Source organism: Halorubrum xinjiangense (genome assembly GCF_049604745.1).
Classification (GTDB): domain Archaea; phylum Halobacteriota; class Halobacteria; order Halobacteriales; family Haloferacaceae; genus Halorubrum; species Halorubrum xinjiangense_A.
In genome coordinates, this window is sequence record NZ_CP187139.1 from 144,922 (window position 1) to 166,168 (window position 21,247).

Annotated in this window: 18 protein-coding genes and 4 pseudogenes; 10 read left to right on the plus strand and 12 right to left on the minus strand. The window is 58.2% G+C overall.

All coding sequences use genetic code 11. The features are described 5' to 3' along the window. Position 1: 1 nt before the first annotated feature. The 3 genes and pseudogenes from ACOZ35_RS00710 to ACOZ35_RS00720 form a co-directional block, all read right to left on the minus strand. Entirely contained in the window at positions 2–1,117 is a 1,116-nt protein-coding gene (locus ACOZ35_RS00710; protein ID WP_058365372.1) for a hypothetical protein, read from the minus strand. Positions 1,118–1,119: 2 nt separating this feature from the next. Continuing rightward, positions 1,120–1,959 (minus strand): hypothetical protein, encoded by an 840-nt coding sequence (locus tag ACOZ35_RS00715; RefSeq protein ID WP_144800180.1) that lies wholly within the window; start codon positions 1,957–1,959, stop codon positions 1,120–1,122. A 3-nt stretch (positions 1,960–1,962) separates the two neighbouring features. Beyond that, a pseudogene (locus tag ACOZ35_RS00720) lies at positions 1,963–2,847 on the minus strand (hypothetical protein); the annotation flags it as partial. A gap of 44 nt (positions 2,848–2,891) precedes the next feature. Between ACOZ35_RS00720 and ACOZ35_RS00725 the strand changes: the two are divergent. Next, positions 2,892–4,037, plus strand: coding sequence for an ISH3 family transposase (locus ACOZ35_RS00725; RefSeq protein ID WP_424013255.1), 1,146 nt, complete (start codon positions 2,892–2,894; stop codon positions 4,035–4,037). A 181-nt stretch (positions 4,038–4,218) separates the two neighbouring features. On the opposite strand, the pseudogene ACOZ35_RS00730 reads toward ACOZ35_RS00725, so the two are convergent. The 5 genes and pseudogenes from ACOZ35_RS00730 to ACOZ35_RS00750 all read right to left on the minus strand — a co-directional run. Further along, a pseudogene (locus ACOZ35_RS00730) lies at positions 4,219–5,079 on the minus strand (hypothetical protein); the annotation flags it as partial. 28 nt (positions 5,080–5,107) lie between these two features. Continuing rightward, complete coding sequence (locus ACOZ35_RS00735) at positions 5,108–5,530, minus strand: hypothetical protein (RefSeq protein ID WP_058365973.1); 423 nt, start codon at positions 5,528–5,530, stop codon at positions 5,108–5,110. Positions 5,531–5,536: 6 nt separating this feature from the next. Then, positions 5,537–5,785 carry a hypothetical protein gene (locus ACOZ35_RS00740; RefSeq protein ID WP_058365972.1) on the minus strand — a complete coding sequence of 83 codons (249 nt, stop codon included), beginning with the start codon at positions 5,783–5,785 and terminating at the stop codon, positions 5,537–5,539. A 208-nt stretch (positions 5,786–5,993) separates the two neighbouring features. Next, positions 5,994–6,248 (minus strand): hypothetical protein, encoded by a 255-nt coding sequence (locus ACOZ35_RS00745; protein WP_125919991.1) that lies wholly within the window; start codon positions 6,246–6,248, stop codon positions 5,994–5,996. Next, positions 6,187–6,354, minus strand: coding sequence for a hypothetical protein (locus tag ACOZ35_RS00750; RefSeq protein ID WP_058365971.1), 168 nt, complete (start codon positions 6,352–6,354; stop codon positions 6,187–6,189). Before ACOZ35_RS00750 ends, ACOZ35_RS00745 begins: the two co-directional genes overlap by 62 nt. Positions 6,355–6,606: 252 nt before the next feature. Here ACOZ35_RS00750 and ACOZ35_RS00755 point away from each other — a divergent pair, with 252 nt between their 5' ends. The 7 genes and pseudogenes from ACOZ35_RS00755 (at position 6,607) to ACOZ35_RS00785 (ending at position 12,427) form a co-directional block, all read left to right on the plus strand. Then, a complete protein-coding gene (locus ACOZ35_RS00755; RefSeq protein ID WP_424013256.1) occupies positions 6,607–7,269 on the plus strand; it encodes a metal-dependent transcriptional regulator in 663 nt (220 codons plus the stop codon). Between the two features lie 128 nt (positions 7,270–7,397). Continuing rightward, positions 7,398–8,657 carry a multicopper oxidase domain-containing protein gene (locus tag ACOZ35_RS00760; protein WP_058365976.1) on the plus strand — a complete coding sequence of 420 codons (1,260 nt, stop codon included), beginning with the start codon at positions 7,398–7,400 and terminating at the stop codon, positions 8,655–8,657. 271 nt (positions 8,658–8,928) lie between these two features. Continuing rightward, positions 8,929–9,915, plus strand: a complete 987-nt coding sequence (locus tag ACOZ35_RS00765; RefSeq protein WP_241659246.1) for a ZIP family metal transporter — start codon at positions 8,929–8,931, stop codon at positions 9,913–9,915. Positions 9,916–10,056: 141 nt separating this feature from the next. Continuing rightward, positions 10,057–10,362, plus strand: coding sequence for a cupredoxin domain-containing protein (locus ACOZ35_RS00770; RefSeq protein WP_241659245.1), 306 nt, complete (start codon positions 10,057–10,059; stop codon positions 10,360–10,362). A gap of 838 nt (positions 10,363–11,200) precedes the next feature. Further along, positions 11,201–11,353, plus strand: a complete 153-nt coding sequence (locus tag ACOZ35_RS00775; protein ID WP_424013257.1) for a DUF7333 family protein — start codon at positions 11,201–11,203, stop codon at positions 11,351–11,353. A 287-nt stretch (positions 11,354–11,640) separates the two neighbouring features. After that, positions 11,641–11,901 (plus strand): annotated as a pseudogene (locus ACOZ35_RS00780) (hypothetical protein); the annotation flags it as partial. 322 nt (positions 11,902–12,223) lie between these two features. Then, positions 12,224–12,427 carry a hypothetical protein gene (locus tag ACOZ35_RS00785; protein WP_058365968.1) on the plus strand — a complete coding sequence of 68 codons (204 nt, stop codon included), beginning with the start codon at positions 12,224–12,226 and terminating at the stop codon, positions 12,425–12,427. A 30-nt stretch (positions 12,428–12,457) separates the two neighbouring features. Here ACOZ35_RS00785 and ACOZ35_RS00790 read toward each other — a convergent pair whose 3' ends face one another. Genes ACOZ35_RS00790 through ACOZ35_RS00800 form a run of 3 tightly spaced genes read right to left on the minus strand, consistent with a single transcriptional unit; the run spans position 12,458 to position 16,694 of the window. Further along, positions 12,458–14,245: a Na(+)/H(+) antiporter subunit D gene (locus tag ACOZ35_RS00790; RefSeq protein ID WP_058365967.1), complete on the minus strand. Its 1,788-nt coding sequence runs from the start codon at positions 14,243–14,245 to the stop codon at positions 12,458–12,460. Beyond that, the gene (locus tag ACOZ35_RS00795) at positions 14,242–16,323 is read right to left on the minus strand and encodes a cation:proton antiporter (protein ID WP_144800181.1); all 2,082 of its coding nucleotides are present in this window, start codon (positions 16,321–16,323) and stop codon (positions 14,242–14,244) included. The genes ACOZ35_RS00790 and ACOZ35_RS00795 overlap by 4 nt, the downstream gene beginning before the upstream one ends. Next, on the minus strand, positions 16,320–16,694 hold the full coding sequence (locus ACOZ35_RS00800) for a hypothetical protein (RefSeq protein WP_144800182.1): 375 nt from the start codon (positions 16,692–16,694) through the stop codon (positions 16,320–16,322). Before ACOZ35_RS00800 ends, ACOZ35_RS00795 begins: the two co-directional genes overlap by 4 nt. Before the next feature lie 450 nt (positions 16,695–17,144). Here ACOZ35_RS00800 and artA point away from each other — a divergent pair, with 450 nt between their 5' ends. Further along, a complete protein-coding gene (artA, locus tag ACOZ35_RS00805) occupies positions 17,145–17,468 on the plus strand; it encodes an archaeosortase A (protein ID WP_241659218.1) in 324 nt (107 codons plus the stop codon). 605 nt (positions 17,469–18,073) lie between these two features. Then, positions 18,074–18,547: pseudogene (locus ACOZ35_RS00810) on the plus strand (S49 family peptidase). Positions 18,548–18,563: 16 nt separating this feature from the next. Here ACOZ35_RS00810 and ACOZ35_RS00815 read toward each other — a convergent pair. After that, on the minus strand, positions 18,564–21,158 hold the full coding sequence (locus ACOZ35_RS00815; RefSeq protein WP_058365396.1) for a heavy metal translocating P-type ATPase: 2,595 nt from the start codon (positions 21,156–21,158) through the stop codon (positions 18,564–18,566). Positions 21,159–21,247 lie beyond the last annotated feature (89 nt).

Consider the following 21,247-nt stretch of genomic DNA (forward strand, 5'->3'; position numbering starts at 1 on the left):
GTTAGTGGATTCCTCGATCAAACTCCATTCCACGATCAGTGCTCGATGCCTCTGTCGTTGCTCCGCTTGGATCGTTCTCAGTCCGGCGATATGAAGGAGGATCGCTGTCCCCGCCGCTGTGGCCTCCTCGAGCAGCTGCTTTCTGTGCGACAGCGTGACCAGCAGCCGCTTTTGGCCCCCATCGTGCTGCCGTCGTCGCGACGCCAGCACCGCCGACATACGCACCGGCTGCGACACCGCCGACGAGGGCAGCTCCCTTCGTCGCACCACCTACGACCTTGGCAGTCAACGGAGTCGCGTACTTGAACGTCTTCCAGGTTATGTAGAGCGCAACCAGTGGTAGAGAAGCAGCAACTAGGAACTTGAGAAAGGCAGTCTCAGGAGTGAGCGTCCCGCCACCGTATATCAGGTCATAGCCTTTGAATACTATCGATGCTGGTAGTGGTAGGACGGCAAGGGGGACAAACCGCTTGCAGAACCCCATGGCGATATCAGAGACAATTGGTATATTTCCATACCCAAGGGCGATCGCAATCGGCATTCCGTAGAGATAGACATAGAGGAGAATCTCACGGATGTAAAACAGGGCCTCTAGTGCCCACATTGAGATGCCTCCGATCAGCGCAAACAACAGCGATAACCCAGGATTGGTCAGCGTCACGCTGAGGAATCCCAACATAGCGTTACGAAGCGAAGCCATACCGGGCATCAGAGCAATCGAGAATCCATCAACAATGTAGAGCGTGAGGACACCGACCCAATACCAGACAATAATCAGAAACGCACCAACCCACGCAGTTTTCTTTGTTTTCCTCGCTTCGTATGCACTACCGATATTGAATATTCGGATGGTATGACGCCCTTGTACGCTCATCACGAGCAGCAGCAACGCGATGAGCATTATTTCGCCACCGACGAGTGCATCCTGAATCGTTGACCAGGGTGCGTTCGTCGGTTCCCCGAAGACGAATGCTCCATCCGTCTGAGGAGTGGGGGTCCCAAACATCTCCTCGGTGAGCTTGTTGTATCCCGTCGTCAGGCCATCCATGAAGAGGCCGATAATCCAGTCAACGACGTCTTTGAACCCCTCTAAGACAACGTCGATTAGATCAACCATGATCAAGCCTCACTGATTGTGATTTCGCAGTTTTGCATTTCGTCAGAGTCAGTGTACTCTACATTGTACGATTTTGTGACTTCTTGGCCAATGACTCGAGTTTCTAACCCGACCGTGAACTTCCCACTGTTTCCATCAGTCGAACAGCCCATACCCTCGTCACCAATTTCCGAACCGAATGGGAATGAATCACTGAAGAGATCTACTGTCTCACCTGCTGGAATCACAACGCTGTCTTTTTCATAGATTCCACTTCCGCGGGGATCTTCGACAGGGTTAGGGACATCTCCAGTAAACCGGAGCTCAACGACCGCATCTGGTCCGTTCCCGGAGTTCTGAATAGTAACAAATGCCTCTCCATTCTTCTTCGAGTCAGTTTTGCTTTCACCGTAGACCTCATCCCATGGCTTGTCAGGATTGTTTCGGTAGAGTCCAACGTCTCGAATCTGGATTGCCGGTTCGATACTCCTCGTAATTTCTACGACTGTCTCCTCACCTTTCAGAGCGACCACGCGGTACTCTCCGGGCTCGTACGTGGTTCCGATCTCGTACGATACCTGTTGGGCCCCTGCGGCCACGTCACGCTTTCCGAACAGCTCTCCATTAGGTTGGATGAGGTTGACCTGGTCGACGTCGGCTTCGGGCGAGAGCTCGACGACGAGTGTCGTCCCGTCGACAGCGACTCGCTTGAGTGGCCCCTTGCTCTCTGAATCGGTTGTCCCGTCACCGGGAGTTCCGGAGCTATCACCGTTGTTCAGACAGCCAGCCACGCTCACAAGCGCGGCGCCTGCGACTGTTCGGAGGGCGTTTCGCCTACTGATGTGTGGGTAATTCTGTGTCATGGGCTATGGATCTTGTTGGAAGATGTCTTCTGGGCCGAGCATCCGGAGGAGACGGCGTCCCGCGTAGAACATTACGAAGAAGGGAATGAACTGCCAGCCGACCTCGAAGATGAACGCGAACCAGCCGTCGATGGTTCCGAGTGGATGCCACCGGGCGGTCGCCGTATCACTCACGTAGGCCGGATTGTGTCCGAGCCACGACCCTGGATGATACCGAGCGGTGTAGATACCGGGTTCAGTGATCGTCACGATGGCTACGCCAGAGGCGTTGGTCTCGACCTCCCGATTGGCGATGGTGATGTAGCCATCACGTGAGATGCCACCGATAGGATACCGGCGGGCGCTATCGTTGAGGACGATCGGTGCGCCAGTCTGGTTGTCACGTAGCTCAATCCGAAGCGTCGCCTGTGATTCGTTTTGCTGGAGAACCTCGACGGTGAGATTGCTACGACGAAGTTGCCGTTCAGAACCGGCATCGGGCTCGACGATAGACGCGTTCACACCGCGAACGATGCCTGCGACGTGGAGTGCTTCTCTGTCGACGTTCTCGGCGCGGACGGCGACACCGTACGTCGTCTCGTAGGACTGATTTACGATCTCGACGTTGACGTTCTCGCCGATAGTCTCCAGCGGGGAGGGGCGTTCCGTTCCCCAGGTGTCGATGATTTTGGGGCCGTCCCGGACGGGCTCAGCTCGTGGTCCGATTCGGGACGGATACGCGTGGACGTACACGGGGATCGCATCGGACTCGACTTCGGCGCTGTCGGTTCGGTTCGACCTGACGAGCGTATCCCAGTTGGTGTTGCGGGCCGTGTAAAACCGCCAGACACCGCGTACGCTCGCGTTCCCCTCGTCGGTGAGTGTGTACCCTTGCCACGGACGAGACTCAGTCGATCACATCGGGTTAGAGGAAGTGTCTGCTTTGGGAAGATGTGCAACAACCCGAAGCAGACAGCGAGATAGAGGAAGAGCACCTGCTTAATTTTGTCGTCAACAGTCTTGAAGAGGAGCTTTCGGTAGATCTCGGAGAAGACGTTGAGGTCTCTACGGAGACATTGTACGAGGTCCTCGCCGGCGCCAGCGCCGGCGGGACCTCGATCAATCACGTCTGCGAAACGACTGACGACTCACCACACGCTAATACCGTCCGTGGACATCTCACCGATCAGTTTGAACTGGATTCGGTTGAATCGGTTGGAGACACGCTGCTTCAGCGAGATACGCTTGAGACACTTCCAGATCGACCGGTGGAGGTCTGCGCAGACCTCCACCTCGATCCCTACTACGGTGATGAGGACGAAACCGAGGCTCTGTACTCCTCACAGGCCAAGCGTGGAACAACGACGTTTCACGCCTATGCGACGCTCTACGTACGTGTCCGCAACAAACGATACACGCTGGCGGTTCGCCAGCTTGTCGCTGGCGATACCACCAGCGATGTCCTCGCTGAGTTCCTCGAACTGCTCGACGGCCTTGACCTCGGCGTCAAGGCCGTCTACCTCGATCGTGGATTCTACAACAGTACCTGCCTCGGACTGCTGTCCAAGCACAACTACGCCTACGTCATGCCGATTGTCAAGTGGGGCGAGACGATTCAAGACGAACTCAACAGAGGCTGGAGCCGCGAGATCGAACACGATCTCGCCGGTGAGGTGACGTTCCCCGTGTTCATCGACTGCGTCTACCAGCAGGGACGATACGACGAACACGGGGTGGCGCGTCACGGCTACGCCGCTGACGCGCCGTTCATCGACACACCACGGGATGCCCGAGAACACTACAGCAAGCGCTTCGGCATCGAGTCGAGCTACCGATTAGCTAAGCAGAGCCTCGCTTTCACCAGTTCTCAGGACGCTGGGCTCCGGCTGATGATGTTTGTAGTGAGCCTACTGCTTCAGAACAGCTGGCGATATCTCCACTGGAAGTACGTGGCGGCGCCCCGCCGCGGGGGGCGCCGCCTCTTGCAGTGGTCGTTCACGGAGTTCTGCGAAATGACGCTTCGCGCAGCTTGGACAGCACTTGGTGTGCGTAGGTCTGTTCCAGCGAACCAGTCACTTGACGACCGGTTCTTCCGGTAGCTGTCCACCGGTCCGGACAGCGGTCGTGAGTGGCGACGCCGTCGCGTCGGCGGCAGTCCGCCGCCGACAGCGGCGATCCATCCCGAAAATCATGCTCACTAGCGGTTCGAAGATGCTCCACAGCTAGTTCGGTTTGGTTCACCGTGATCAAACGGGGTTACGCGGCTGTCGATGTGATCGACTGAGACTGGAAGATAGCCACGCCAGCATCGCCGTTGGGGTACTCGGCGTAGTAGGGGTACGCAGAGAGGTCGTATATCTCGACATCGACCGAGTCCGAAACGTTTCGCGTCTCCTCACGATAGACGACGTCGACGTTGGTTCCGCCGCCCACGTCGGTCCGTATCGTCTTCTTCAGCCGAACGTGGATCTCTGCTTCGAGAGTGAGGGTTGCACTCCAGTCGTCGGTGATCTGGTAGTTGATGGCCGGCGTGTGCGACCCATCAGTCCTCGCGATGGTCTCCCCGTCTTTCTGCAGCCGAACTTCCTCGATCTCGTGTTCCGTAAGCGACCACTCGATGGTCCTGTTCCCGGAGGAACTCCCATTTGGAACACGGACCCGGTAATCGACGAACCCACGCATCGTCCCATTCGGTGCGATGTAGAGTGGGGTATCACCGGACTCGAGGTGACCACGAGTCGACGGCTGAACCGCAAACACTGTCGCATGGGCGTCTTCGATGAAGACACCGTCTTCGAGGGATGCGTGAGGCGGATGAACTGACGTATCTGACCCACCGGCTTCGAGGTCGCCGAAATCGTTTCGAGTCCACGTTGCGGCGGTTGAAGGCGGCCGCTTGAACGTGATGTCTGTCCCATTCGCGAGCTGATGGACGGACGTGCGGTCCTCTCCGTAGCGCTGGCGGTACTCTTCTTGACTGATATAGTTATCCGCATCGCGAGACCAGAGCGTCGCTGACTCGTTCTCAGAAAGGCCGTTCCCCTCAGTACCCGGGCGTGGTGGATCGGCTGCGACGACACCCGTGACTAGGCTCGTCACGAACAGGGCGGCCATGAGCACGGAGAGCTCTCGTTGTTCCATGGGCTCGCGACGGGGATGGTAGAGTGACTTACCAGGGGACGAGGTCAACACACTGTGCCAGCGGCAGCCCCATCATCGACCCCGCAACGGTGTACAGCGGGCCGAGAACAACGAGGACGACGGCGGACTTCATCGCCGAGCGCTTGTGGCGCTTGAGGCCCTTCTTTTGCTCAGGGTTCAGGGTGAACATCTCGATGAGGGAGTCGGCCTGCCAGACCACGGCAAGGCCGACGATGCCGAGTCCAGTGGTCAGCTGGAAGAAGCCCTCAATCATACTCGGTAGGTTGTCCGCGCTGCAAACAGCGCTGGTCTGTGCTGCGACGGGCTGGACAGCGAACAGACTCAACAGCGCAACTGTAAGGACGGCTTGTCTGGAGACTTTGCTCACTGCCGTGGACTGACTGTCAGTGCGATTCTCAGGCGTCTCGGAGGGTGTACTGTCCTGTGACATTGCGGGTTATTCCTCTGCGTCTTCGACGAGTGTCTTCAGATCGGCGTACCGATTGGTCTCGTCGACGATTTCTTCTTTCGTGTGGCCCAGCTCGCGAGCCCGTTCGAGGAGGTCACGGAGGTCGTCGGGGTCGACGTCGCGGACTTCCATTTCCTCGCGGAGGGTGCGGCGATAGAGGGCGGAAGCGTTGATGTGGTCGTTCCACATCAGGTACAGGTCATCGATGTCTTCGATGGTAACTGACCGAGTTATCATACGTGCGAGTATGGGTATGCACCAACGGAGTCGTGGTACACATTATGGGAAAATTTGGTGAGGAATAAATATTTTCTGTATATGGAGAATGTTGCTAATCTATGAATGTCTCGGGGGTATTTGGCCCGAAGATAACATCGAACCATCTTAACCAACAGCACAGGTGAGATATTGGGTTTCGTTGGTTAATTCTTCGTGAGCGAACTTGTCATTCTAACTCTTTGATCTCACCATCTCTATCGACGACGAGTTCGCGGAGCTTCGCAAGTCGGTCTTGTCCCACTTGAAAAATCTCCTCTCCATCCGAGATCGAAATCTCACCGGTTTCCAGCTGCTCGATCAGCGTCTTGATTCGCTCGACGTCGTCCGCGATCTCTGTGTCGACCTCGCGAAATCCGGAGCTACAGGTCGCGGAGATGGACCGTCTTCCTGTCGTTCGATTCGGCACGCTCGGCGGCGTCATCGAGGAGATCGGCGACCTCCTCGTTGAGGGAGTTGTAGAAATCGGCCGAGACGTTGTGGTCCGACAGTGCATCCTTCACAGCTGCTTTGACGATCAGGTCTGACATTTTATGGTGAACTTTGCTTGTCCGCTATATATAGGTTCGAAGTTTTTCATGCAGGATTCCGGCCCTTGTACTGCCGGAACGCCTTTAGACATCAGAGAGATGGTATTCAACCCTCAAGCAAGGAAACAAACGGATACACGATCTAACCGAATTCTAGCGAGACACCATTGATAATTGACACTCCAAGTAACACAGATGAAGAAAATTATAAATTTAGCCATGTCTAATTCTTTTCCAATGTTGAGCGCGATCATGGAGGACTATCTCAAAGCGATCTATTCTCTTCAGAACGAAACAGACGGCCGGGTACGAACTTCGGTGCTCGCTGAGTATATCGACGTAGAGCAATCGACGGTTACCAGTATGATGAAAAAATTATCAGAGCGTGATTTCGTGCAGTACGAGCCCTACAAGGGAGTTGAGCTCACTGATACTGGGGTTCCTATTGCTCTCGAAATCATTCGCCATCACCGACTGTTAGAACGATATCTGACGGACCACCTCGAGTATGATTGGGCAGAGGTACACGACGAAGCAGATCGCCTCGAACACCACATCAGCAGTAAGTTTGCCGACCGGATTGCAGAGCAGCTAGGACAACCAGCGGTTGACCCGCATGGCGACCCAATTCCCACCGCGGATCTGGATGTATCGGGAGCAAAGGATGGTGAACGTCTTGCTGATCATCAAGTGGGTGACAGCGTTCAGATCGTACGGGTTCCGGACACCGATCCAGATCTCCTCCGGTACCTGTCCAAACATGGGATTCATCCCGGAACTGTCGTAGATGTTGTCGAGATTGCGCCATTCGGAATGGTCACACTTGACCCTGATAACGGAGATGGTCCGGTTGCGCTACCCGAAGAAGTCGCACGTTCCATATCCACCCAATCTCTCACACAGAGTTCTCACTGAGAAGCTCGGAAGTCTGCTAGTCCATTTTTAGTTTAGATCTACTCAAAGTTTAGATGGGTCTAATTTATATATTGGGATCATCCACTATCACATATGGGTATCCGAATAGTCAACCCGTCGAGGAGATCATGCCCTCGATAGATTACGAGAGTGCGGCAGATGTCACCAAACGACTCGAACAGCGTTTGGTTGAATCACTCACCGGTGAAACGAGCGTCAGTCGTCGCACGGTACTCGGCAGTCTTGGTGTCGCGGGAAGTGCCGCCGTTGGACTCGGGAGTTCACGTGCAAGTGCGTCACCCGGCCACGAGGGCGATGATACACACGGTAACTTCGGTGCGGTGGGCGAATACCGAGATTTGGACTTCGATCCGCACGAGTTCCTCACCGCGTTCAATACCGGAGACAGCGGGCAGGATAACGTTCCGCAGCAGGTCTACGAGGAGGATGGTCGAACCGTACGGGAGTTCGAATTCACCGCGGTCGACACAACGATCACCATCGCGCCGGGCGTCGAGTTCCAAGCGTGGGCATTCAACGGTCAGGTGCCGGGCCCCACGATCCGTGCTGTTGAGGGCGACCTAATTCGCGTCAAATTCACGAACCTCGGACGGCACGCTCACACGATCCATCCGCATCTGAAGAACCTTAACCCGCGAATGGATGGGATCCCCCAGAACGGGCCGGGTGTGCTCGATACGGGAGAATCATTCACCTACGAGTGGATTGCCCAACCAGCCGGTACGCACTTCTATCACTGCCACTCGCTCCCGCTGAAAGAACACATCCACCGCGGACTCTACGGCACGATCATCGTCGATCCGGACCCCGAACGCGTCAGGGAGAATCCACGCGATTACGTCAATTATCCCGGCCCGATTACCGACGACATGCGGACGCGGTTCGTCGAAGAGGCGAAGAGCCGGAACCACGAGTACGCCGAAAACGACGCCGTCAACGAGATGGTCATGGTGATGAACTCGTTCGACACCAACTTCGACGGCGGGAACGAGGTCTACGCGGCGAACACACGGGCGTTCGCATACGGGGTCGGTAGTACCGACGGCACCGGCAACTGGACAGCCGGCGAGACGAAGCGTCCCATCCAGATCGACAAGAACGAACGGCAACGCGTGTACCTCTCCAATGCGACTGAGTTCGACCTCATCAACTCGTTCCACACGCACTCGCAGTTCTTCGATTACTATGATCACGGGACGACGCTGACACCGACGCGCAAGACCGTGGACACGATCATGCAGACGCAGGCGCAGCGCGGTATCATCGAGCTCGACTACTCGGACCACGAACCCGGGCTGTACATGTTCCACGCCCACCAGTCCGAGTTCGCCGAACTCGGCTGGATGAGCTTTTTCGAGGTGGTCTAACATGCCGGATAAGACACAGAAACCGACGGCGGACAGTGGTGTATCTACTGAAAACGAGGTCACACAGCCGCTCGGACTACCGCGATGGGTCAGCGCGATACTTCCGATCGTATTGCTCGTGCTCGTCTTGGGTGTGTTCGCGTTTACGTCACCACTCGCCAGTATTCAGAGCGAGAGCGGTGAACCGCTTCCCGACGTGACGATCACACACACAACGCTTCCGAGCGACGGAACGGTCGTGTTACACGTAACGAACAACGGGCCCGATTCCGTGACGATAGCACAGGTCCTCGTCGATGAGGCCTACTGGAATTTTCAGGTCGAAGGAGCCGGTGGCGACCAAACGCTCGCCCCGATGGAAAGCGCACAGATCGTGATCCCGTATCACTGGAATCCGGGATGGGATCTCAACGTCGCCCTCGTACTCTCTGACGGGGCGACATTCGAGAATACGATCGTCGCTCCGAATCAGGCACCCGGATTTAGCCTCAGTCTGCTCTGGACGCTTGCAGTCATCGGGCTGTTCGTCGGCGTGATCCCGGTCGCATTAGGGATGCTCTGGTTCCCCTACATCAAGACGATGAGCGATCGGTGGCTGCACGCCGTGCTCTTGTTCGCGGCTGGCGTCCTCGGCTTCTTGGCGTTCGACGCCGGGTTCGAGGCGTTCGAACTTGCTCAACGGGTTCCGGGCGCGTACGAGGGCAACCTCTTGGTCGTCTTCGGGATCCTCGGCGCACTCACTCTCGTTCAGGCAATCAGCGCGTGGCGCAAGGGCCGTGTCGCCGCCGGTGACAGTCGGGCGAGTAGCGGTCTCTGGATCGCCTATCTGGTCGCGGTCGGGATCGGCCTGCACAACCTCGCGGAAGGGCTGGCGATCGGGAGTTCGTTCGCACTCGGGCGTGTGTCGCTCGGCGCGTTCCTCGTGATCGGGTTCATGCTCCACAACGTGACGGAAGGCCCGGCCGTCGTTGCACCGGTCGCCCGCGGAGAGCGCCCGTCGTTCAGGCACTTCGCCGCGCTCGGTGTCATCGCCGGTGCCCCCGTCATCCTCGGCGGGTGGATCGGTAGTCTCGCGTACTCACCGACGATCGGCGCCTTCTTCCTCGCGATCGGGGTTGGTGCAATCTTACAGGTCAACTGGGAGATCGCGGGAATGGTTCGGGATGCAGGCGGTCGCGTGGCCAGCGCCACGAACCTGCTCGCGTTCCTGCTCGGCCTCGGCGTGATGTACGTGACCGACCTCTTCGTGGCGCTCTGATAGGCACCACTCATCTCTGTTCCAATGACACTCAAATTCCACAATCGACGGACGGTGTTGCGACTCAGTACTGCCGCCTTGGCGACGCTCAGCACCGCCGGATGTTTGAACGGACAGTCACCGTCGACCCTGACCGTCACGATGCCCGACGATCACACGTTTGAGCCGAAGACTGCGACGATCGAAACCGGTGGGACAGTGATGTGGACGAACGAGAGCGACATCCAGCACACGGTCACAGCGTACGAAGGCGGGATTCCGGCCGAGGCCGTGTACTTCGCAAGTGGTGGCTTCGAGTCAGAGCGTGCTGCGAGGAACCGGGTTACTGAGGGACTCATCGCCCCGGGAGAGAACTACGAGCACACGTTCGATCAACCCGGAACGTACGGGTACTGTTGTATTCCGCATGAAAGTTCTGGAATGGTTGGGACAATTCGGGTAGAATAAATGGCAATAGCGGGCTCAGAACCATGTTAGTATTTCGATGACGAAATATTCCTATTCATGTCAACTAGAGTTTAGATTTTCAAATTCCAAGCGAAACCGAAACCATAGAAAAGAATCACTCTCTACCGCTGGCGTTACCCGGTGTTGTCTCACTACTGATCCTCACCGGTGAAGATCGAGACGGCCAGTCGTTAGAAACGGATGCCCAAATTAGTCTGAGGTATCTTCTGGCGATCCACTCCGTGGCACGGCTGCTCCTTCGTATTCCATTCGATCAGAACTGTTAGTAGGTGGTGACGCGCTCAAAACAGAGATGGTGCTGGTGTAGTTCTCGAATCATCTTCGTGTTCGATCGTGCTATGAAGTACCTGATACATAGAGGTAGTCAATCAAAATAGGTTCACTAACGAGGTGCGAATCCGGGAGAGAATTCCCTCAGACTGTTGTTGAACAGTATGCTGGTCTGAGGAAGTATTGGGTGTATCGGTGGTTTTGGGCACTGACGTCTCACTTTCCTCATCGGAGTGTTCTTCTCCATAGGCGTTACAGTAAATACACATAGTACAAAGAAGGTGTCCAATCATATAAATATATTTGGTGATAGTATAAAATACATCTGGACAGCTTGATCAAGTCGCGAGAGAACTATTACAATACCAAGAAGTACAACGAATCCCAAACTACCGTGTCTTGTTGGCGCGCTTCTCTGATAGGGTTTCGTTCGGAAGAATACCCGTCCTAAAATGTCGACAGCCGAGACATCGGAAACAACCTGTGATTGAGTTTGAGTAACAAACTGGAGAAGGAATTCAATACAACGAAAACGGTGATCACGTTCGTGGCCCTGCTCGCCATCATTATTGATGAGACGATTATGTATCCGATGACCACCAGTATAGTCATGATGGCGAGTGTCGGCCTCATCGTGTTCGGAGTCCTTACACCTCTTCTCGGGACCAAACACGGTGAGTATCGAGCAAACCGTACCTAGGTCTGCGTTTGAGATGGGGGAAACACAGAGTTCAACTTTGTATGTATATTAAACATTGGTAGTGAATGAGCGATTTATAGCAGCCGAGTTAATAAACTTGTAGCGGCTAGTGATGATCTCACCTGACGACGATTCCCACGACAGGAAGTGGTGAATCAATAGATCATACCCCTGAACACGAAGAGGGGTCTCACGAGCCTAGTCACAGGCATGACCACGACCATGCCGATCCGAGCACGCTCAACACGCAGAACGGGGCGTCAAAAACGGTTTCCCACCGCTCGAACATGGGGACGCTGACCCCGCGCGTCCTCGATCTCATCGAAGCCATCCGTCGGGAAGAGCCATCCAGCATCAACGAGACCGCACGGGTTGTCAACCGGGACGTGAAGAACGTCCACGAGGAACTCAGTCGGCTCGCCCAGTTGGGCATCATCTTCTTTGAAGAAGACGGCCAGAGTAAACGTCCGGTCGTCTGGTTTGACGAACTCGTCATCAACCTCCCGTTTGATCCGGAAGCCGGTGACACCGCAACCGTCGCACCGTAAGGCCCGGCGAGTTTATACCATATCGAAAGTTGCAATTTGAAATTCGAATAACCCTTATATCGGCTTCGTTGAAACATGCTGCGAGTAATACTGTTGACCCACTCGCGGCCATTACAGTCACGCTCTATATACGAAGGGAGGACACGAGTATATGTATCAGTGGCGGCGAAAGTCACCTACCAGAAGATGATGGCAGGCAGTCAGAATTCAAACAGACTAGATATGCGGCATACGGTATGGAAGACCGTATGCTACAGCAAGTGACGCGGATCTACGACAACCGATCACGGAACAAGACGAGCTACGAGAATTTCCGGGACGTATGTGCTCTGACAACGACGCCACCGATGCCAATTCGCTGGTCTACGTCGGCGTTTTCTGCGTGAGTATGACCTCGGTTTTGTTCATGCGCTACACCAGCGCAGAGAGCGGCGAAATGTTCGGATTCGTGGTTCCGTTCATCAGCGTGATCGTCTTCCTCTCGCTCAGCGAACAGGATCGGCGAATTGTCGAAGAGGACGAGTGAGATGCACGAACCGGCGGCTCAACTCTCTCGCTACCCGAGCAGGAACACGAGCAGCGCGACACCAGCCGCGAGCGTCAAGAAGAGGACGCTCCGACCGATGCCCGCCCGGATCTCGACGTCGGCGCCGAGCGCCGAGACGGCCGCTCGCGGGTGCGTCGCGGTCCGCTTGACGCCGGCGACCAGCCGCATCACGACGCGGTCGACGGCAGCCCACAGCTCCGTGACGCCCCAGACTGTTCCCCGGCTCAGGTAGAATGCGGCCGGGTACGTCACCGCGTCGACGTCGCGCATATGGTGGGCGAGCCAGCCGAGCGGGCGCTTCAGCGCGAAGAAGCCGACGAAGCCGGTCACGAGTAGCGCCGCGCTCTCCGTCAGGTGGCTCGCGCTGTACGGGTGCAGTTCCGGCGCGACCGCGGCAGTGAACGGCATCAGTTCGACGAGGTAACCGTAGGTGAGCGGCGTGCCGAAGAAGACACAGGCGCCGCCCGCCAGGAGCATCCCCGCCGTCTGGAACGGCGTCGCGTCTTTCGGCGATAGCGTCGCCGACCCGTGAAAGAACATATAGTAGCCGAGCTTGATGAACGACATGAACGTCCCCACGCCGCCGAGGATCAGCAGCCACCACAGCAGCCCTTGGCCGAACAGCAGCTCGAAGTTGTGGACCTCGTGGGCGGAGGAGATCACCATCCCCTTCGAAATGAACCCGTTGAACCCCGGAACGGCGGTAATCGAGGCCGCACCCACGAGGTAGACGAGAAAGGTGATCGGCATCTCCCGCCAGAGTCCGCCCATGTCCCTGATGTCCTCGACGCCGGTACGGTAGACGACGACACCGACTGCCATGAACAGGAGGCTCTTGTAGAGGACGTTGTTGAACAGGTGCGCGAACCCGCCGGTGACGGCGAACTCGCCGACAGCAGTCGCGAGCCCGAGTCCGGCGAGCATGTAGCCGACCTGCGCCTGGATGTGGTACGACAGCAGGCGACGCGGATCGTACTGCAGCAGCGCGAAGAACGCGCCGTAGACGGCCATGAACCCGCCGAGATACGCGAGCCACATCCCGCCCTCCGGGAACGCACGGTACATCACGTACACCGCGGTCTTCGTCGTGAACACCGAGAGGAACACCGACGCCGCGACGTGCGGGCGCGGGTAGGTGTCCGGCAGCCACGTGTGCAGGAAGATGAACCCGCAGTTGACGCCGATCCCGATCGCGGCGAGTAGCGTCGCGGAGGCGTGGATCCCGGTCGTCGACGAGAACAGGAATATCTCGCCGGCCGGCACGCTCCCGAGCATCGCCGCGCCGTGGACGACGACCGCGCCGAGGAAGAATGTCCCGCCGATGCCGTGGAACAGCGCGTAGCGGTAGCCGGCCCGCACCGCTTCCCCGCCGTACTGCCACACCAGCAGCGTCGAGGTGACGGCCATCAGCTCCCAGAAGAAGATCAGGGTGAGCCAGTCGCCGGCGTAGATCGTCCCGATCGTCGAGGCGACGTAGATGAGCGCGAACGCAGTCACCCACGTGGGCGCCTCGGTGCCGTACGCGTACAGCACCGCCGCGGTCGCGAGGAAGCCGACGACGACCCCCATCAAAAGCGAGAACTGATCGACGTTGAAGAAGACCACGTCGAAGCCGAGGAACTGTGTCGCGAGGTACGTCCCCGCGCCGCCGTCGCCGAGCAGGACGGCCTGCGCGAAGGTGAACGCCGTCGCCAGCGCGGCCACTGCGTGACCGGACCGGCGCGGGAGCGCGAGCACGGCGAGGGCGGCGAAGGCGAGCAGCACGTACGGAGGCACCGAGGTGAGAATCGGGTTCACGGCCGCATCATCCCCTCGGGGAGTCGCGTGTCGACGATGAGCTCGATCAGCTCCAGGAAGCCCATCTCGTAGGGTATCACGCCGAGCAGCACCGCGAGGCTCATCGCGGTGAGGATCGGCCCGAGTGTGAACCACGTGGACTCGCCCCCGCAGAGGGCGTCGAGCCCCGCGATGTGCTCCCAGTCGCTCGCGGGCGGCCCGCCCGCGTGGCCGTGGTTGTCGTGGTCTGCGTGATCGTCATGGCTCGTGTCGTGGGCATCATGCCCTGTCTCATCGCCTCCGTCATCGCCGTCGCCGCGCCCCACGCCAAACGGAACGTCGGCGTCGGAGGGGCGCTGGTCGACCGCGTAATCGCCGGTGTCGACGCGCTCTGCGGGCTCGGAGAAGTCCCGGTCGCTCGTGTCGAAGTCCGGGCATACCACGCCGTCTTCGTCGGTCGGGAGGTCGTCCATCTCCGCGTCGGGGATGTCCGAGTCGTCCGGGACATCGGCGTCGTCGCCCGTGGACTCCGCTCCCTCGGCATCGATTGCCGAGTCGCCCTCGGCACTCTCGACGACCTCGTCGACGTCGGGGTCGTCGTCGTTACAAGCGTCAACGTCGTCGTCGGCATCCTTCGGACGGCCCCCATCGGTCGCCGGCAGCGTCGACCGCGTCTCGCCGCCCATCCGGAAGTCGACGAGCGGCTTCGCGTCGTGGGCGTCCTCCGCCTCGAAGAAGGCCGTGTAGATCACCGGCCAGAAGTACGCGATGTTGAGCACGCCGGAGAGCAGCAGCGCGCCGACGAGGTAGTAGGCGACCGGGGTCAGCCGAGCGCCCATCCGAATCCCGCCGATCAGCATGTAGTACTTGCTGACGAACCCGGCCAGCAGCGGGATTCCGGCCATCCCGAGCGAGGCGACCGTAAAGGCCCCCATCGTCAGGGGCATCCGCTTGCCGATCCCCGCCATCTCGGAGATGTAATCGGTGTGCGTCGAGACGTGGAGGTTCCCGGCACAGAAGAACAGGGTGAGCTTCATGAACGCGTGCGCCGGGATGTGCAGCAGCGCGCCGACGAGCCCGTACCAGCCGTACAGGCCGAGTCCGAGGATGATGTAGCTCAGCTGGCTCACCGTCGAGTAGGCGAGCCGCTGTTTCAGGTGGTCCTTCCGCAGGGCGATGATCGAGGCCGCCGTCAGCGTGATCGCTCCGATGGTCGAGAGGACGAGTCCGGCCGAGAAGCCGAACGGGAGCGAGAGGTCGAAGACGAGTTCTGGGCCGAACACGTCGAGGACGACCCGCGAGACGCCGAACGCCCCGGACTTGACGACCGCGACCGCATGCAGCAGCCCGGAAACGGGCGTCGGTGCGACCATCGCCTCGGGGAGCCACTGGTGGAGCGGCATGATCCCGGCCTTCACGCCGAACCCGATCGCGAGCAGGAAGAAGGCGAGCATCGCGAGGCCGGGGTCGGCGTTCGCCAGTTCCTCGATGCCGCCGGCCGTGAACGAGACGTTGCCGGCGATGAGGTAGACGAGGGCGGTCCCGGCGAGGACGAGCACGCCGCCGCCGAACATCGTGTACGCGAGGTACTTCCGGCCGGCCGCGCGGGCCTCGTCGGTCTCGTCGTGGGCGACGAGCGGGTACGTCGCGATCGAGAGGAGCTCGTAGAAGACGAAGATCGTCACGAGGTTGCCCGCGAACGCGATCCCCATCGTCGCCGACAGCGACACCGCGAACGCGGCGAAGTACCGGGTCTGGTTCACCTCGTCGTTCCCGCGCATGTAGCCGATGCTGTAGAAGGAGGTGACGATCCACAGCCCGCTCGCGAGGAACGCGAATAGCATCCCGAGCGCGTCGGCGCGCAGGACGAACTCGATGCCGCCGGGCAGGAACGCGCCGAGCGACCACTCGAACACCGCGCCGTCGAGGACCGCCGGCAGCATCGAGGCGACGATCGCGAACTTCGTGACCGCCGCCGCGATCGTCCACCCCTCGCGGACGTTCGGGGAGCGGTGCGACGCGGCGATGAAGAACGCCGCGACGAACGAGACGAGGACGGCCAGTAGGGGGCGTAGATCGGTTATGGGTACGTCAGTCATGCGAACACCTCCATGAGGACCGGGTCGAACCACTTGAACAGCGCGTAGCCGCCGAAGCCGAGCGCGACCGCGACGAGGAACATCGCCAGTAACGCGGGCGGCACCCGATAGAGAACCAGCGAGGGACGCGGCGTGCCCTCACGGGCGCGACGGGGGACGTCGCCGTCGGCTTCACTTCCTTCGACGACAGCCTCCACGATGTGCACGACTGTCGCACGGAGGGTCGGCAACGGCTCGACGGGGACGACGATCGTCAATCGCGGATCCGAGCCGGCGTCACCGGTAGCGTTCGTGACGGGCTCGTCTGCGTCGTCGGTGTCAGTCACCCACACACCTCCGACGGGTTTAGGATCCACCGTCTCTGTGTACATGGGTATCCCTACTCGGATACTTTTCCTACCGTCCCTAAACGGTTTGTATCCCAGTCGATACGAACAGAACGACGAAAGCGCCGTCACTGATGTCGCAGCCGAGACAAGGATCCTACGCCTCCTCCACTCGCTCGAACGATACCACGAATCGGTCGGCAATCTGCCCGGCGGTGCAGTCCTTCGAGCCGGCCGCCTCCTCCGGAAGTATGCACTCATCTGCAAGCGAAGCTCGTGATCCTCGTCGTGACGCTTCTGATCTCGTACTGGTTGGCATACAAACGACGCCAATCGAGTCGCACCAATCGTCATATTGGCCGTAACTGAAGAGTGATTCATTACAATCGAACGACTGAACACCGATCTTCTGCTTAAATATCAAAGGTCACGCGGAGCATGTCCCGCGTGCCCGAACCGAGCCCCAAGGCCAACACGGTAATCAGAAGCATCAACGTGTTTCGAACCGCCTTCATTTCGATCGTCACCGGCAATCAGTTGATGGACTGGTTCTCGGAGGCGATCCTGTTTGTGTTCGGCGAAACCGACCCTCATCGGATGTCGTTTCTGATCTCCGACCGCATCATCAGCCAACTCGGGGCGGTCGTCGCGCTCATGGCGATCACCTACCTCGTCGTCCGCGAGCTCCCGGAACCGTTGACCATCCTAGAGGATATACTCTACTTGCTCACAGGTGAGGATCATGACCTCCAAGCCACTCTCGATCTCCCGCGTGAGCCCGCGGTCGAACAGCCAGAAGCGGCGACGAAAAGTGACTGAGATCCTCCCAATCACCCACGATCCGGGATGTATGATCGCATTGCTGCCACGACCTTATCGGTGACCACAGCCGTAATCGTTTCCTGCTTGCCAACGATGTGAAGACTATTTTCAGTATTGCCACCGTCTACGGGATTAATATTGGACGTTAGCCGGAGATCTGTGATCGGCACCATCGATCCTTAACCCTGCGCCAGTCTCCTAGTGCAACGTACATAGAATCTATCAAATCCCATATTTCTGGAGTTGCCACGGTTTTTTTACTTGTGTGACTCGATATCTAAACTCGTGGCGAATCCGATTGATCAACGAGTCGAGACGCTGTTGACCTCGTACACAGTTATTATTGTTGCCGCTCTTCTGATCGGTGCTGCGGTCGGTCCGACAGCCTCATTGGCGTTGTTTGAGGACGACGATCGTGGGACCGTCGCAGTGGTAACGATTGAAGGGCCGATCAGCGGCAATTCCGCGGACGATGTGACTCACGAACTACGTACAGTCCGGCAGAACAGCTCGATTGATCCAGTCGTGTTGCCCATCAACAGCGGCGGTGGGCCGTCGCGGCAAGCGAATCACAGTACCGGGCGGTCAAGCGACTTGCCCGCGTGAAGCCAGTCATTACCAGCGTCCGCAGCATCGCAGCCTCGGGAGGTTACTACACGGTGCTGCCGAGCGACGAGATCTACGTGACACCTGGAAGCCTCGTCGGGAGCGTCGGCGTACGCGCGCTAGTCCCCCAACCTGACGGAGTACCCTTGCCTATGGCGATCGGTCCTGATAAAGTCGGTGGCCTCACTAGTGACGACATCCGGGCCTAAGTAGAGACGCTCAAGCGCTCGTTCATCGATAGCGTGTACGCAGAGCGTGGCTCTCGGCTCTCACTGTCTCGAACTGATCTGAGCAACGCGAAGGTCTACTCTGGTGCTGCCGCCGTCGAGAACAGCTTGGCTGACGGGATCGGAGATAGGGAGACGGCTATAGCTGCCGCGGCAGAGGCGGCAGAGCTCGACGAATATTCGGTTGCTTACCGCTCGACGACGCCAAACCTGCGCTTCATCCCCCCAACTGGTGAATGTTAATAACCAATAAAGCTAATTACTCGTTCAGTAACGAATCTGGCTTGATTCTGGAGAGCCGCATCGCGTTGCCGGTGACACCAAGAGTCATACCAGCATCGCCGATAAGGACAGCTGCCCAGATCGGGACGAGTCCGAAGGGCACACCGAGTGCGAGGAGTCCTTTCGCACCCAGACTCGTCCAGATGTTCTGCCGGATGACGCTGTTCGCGTCGTGCGAGAGTTCGTAGAGGTACGGTAGCTTCGATAGGTCGTCGCTCATCAGTGCGATGTCTGCTGTTTCGAGAGCAGTATCCGTTCCAGCGGCACCCATCGCAATACCCACGGTCGCCGTCGCAAGCGCGGGTGCGTCGTTAACGCCGTCGCCGATCATAGCGACCCCGTCGTACTGTTCGTCGAGCTCTTTGATCGCCTCGACCTTCTCGTCGGGCAGGAGTTCTGCGCGGAACTCGTCGACGCCGACCTCCTCGGCAATCGCCCGGGCCGTACGTTCGTTGTCACCGGTAAGCATAACGATGTGCTCAACGCCGAGATCGTGGAGCCGCTGGATCGCTGCCTTCGCTCCGGGTCGAATCTCGTCGGCCACGGCGATCACGCCCTCAATCTCGTCCTCAGTCCCGACTAAGACGACAGTCTTCCCTTGTGATTGGAGTTCGGGGACCGTCCCCTCAAGAAGGTCGAGACAGTTGTTGCGCTCACACATCTGCTGACTCTTCGTCGTGACGACACCGCCGTCGGTCGTCGCGTGGACGTGTTCGAGATTGAACCCGAGTTCCTCGAAGAATCCCGGTTTCCCTGCGTAGTGTTTCTTGCCGTCGAGAGAGGCTTCGACGCCTTTCCCGGTGATACTATCGAAATCATCGACTGTCGGCGCTCCGATATCACTCTCCTCGGCGAATTCGATGATTGCATCGCCGATGGGGTGTTCCGACCGTGATTCCAGCCCGCGGGCACAGCGGAGAACATCGTCCTCACTGTTGTCGTTCAACGGGACGACGTCGGTGACGGTGAGTTCGCCTTTGGTGATCGTGCCGGTCTTGTCCATTGCAATGGCGTCCACCGCGCCCATCGCCTCGAGATGGTTGCCGCCCTTGATGAGGACACCATTCTTCGCGGCGCTGGTGATCCCCGACACCACCGAGACGGGTGTGGAAATAACGAACGCACAGGGACATGCAAGCACAAGCAGCGTGAGGCCGTAGACGATGAACGTCGGCCACGATGCCCCGAATAGGAGCGGCGGGACAACTGCAACCAGGACCGCAAAGCCGACGACGACGGGGGTGTAGTATGATGAGAACCGCTCGACGAACTGCTCGCGTTCGGTTTTGTTGGACTGTGCGTCTTCGACCATCTGGACGATGCGCGAGAGTGTGTTATCGCCCGCTTCGGAGGTGACCTCGATTTCGAGATAGCCCTGTTCGTTGATTGTGCCAGCGTACACCTCGTCACCCGGTGTCTTGTCCACTGGCACGCTCTCGCCTGTGATGGGGGCCTGGTTGACAGCACTCTCTCCGTCAAGAACCTCGCCGTCCATCGGGATTTTTTCACCCGGACGCACGACGACGACATCGCCGACAGCCACGTTATCGACAGGAACGGTTACCTCTTCGCCATCGCGTTTTACGGTCGCCTCGTCCGGCGATAGATCCATCAACTCTTGGAGTGAGTTCCGGGCGCGATCCATCGAATAGCGTTCAAGCAGCTCTGCAATACTGAACAGGAACGTGAGTGTGGCGGCCTCAAAGTAGAGCGCTTCCCCGAAGACGAGGCTGGCGATGATGGCGCCGCTGATGGCAATACTCATCAACAGGTCGATGTCGAGATTCCGGTTCAACGCAGAGTAGTAGCCGTTGCGGAAAATGATCTGGCCAGCGATCCCAACCGCGCCGAGGAACAGGATGTCGGCGACAAGTAACTCGCGCCCGACGAGCTCGGCCACAAGGACGTTCTGGCCCGTAAGGAAGAACTCAAAGAGGAGCCCAAGTGCGACGAGCCCCCCGCTAATCCACGTTTTTATCGCCCGCGAACTTGTCCAAACGTTCTCCCGTTCGTCAGTCGAACTCTCGGCAGTGTTTGCGTCGTTCGCAGTCGAGTCGGTCACTTCGTAGCCAGCACTCTCGATCGCATCAGTGATCTTCGATGGCGAAGTGGAGTCGTCATCGTAGGTCGTCACTACTTTCCCAGTAGTCGGTTGTGTCTCGTAACTCGAGAGCCCCGGGAGATCATCAAGGGCGTTCTCAATTTTTCCCGCACAGGATGGACAGTCCATTTCGGGGACAGTGAACGCCGCGGTTGTCTCGCCCTGGTACTCAACCGTATAGCCCGCTTTTTTGACGCGGTCGGCGATTTCGTCCGGAGATGTTTGGCTTCTCTCATAAGAAACAGAGAGTGTTCCAGTCGTCACCTGTGGGTCAACAGTGGTAATACCATCAAGTTTTCTGACACTATTTTTCACCTTCCCCGCACAAGATGGGCAATCCATCTCGGGCACCGAGAACTGGGCAACATCGTCCCGATTTGACGAGGTCGAGGATACGCTATCAGTGTCCTGTCCGTTAGTGTCATGGTCGTGTTCGTGGTCGTGACCACCTTCTTCTGGTGGTGATGTCATTATGTGAAACGAATGCTCTCAAACTTATTAACCTGGCTGCTATAATACCCCCCAATATTAACAATTCTTATTAAATTCTGTAGTGTAGA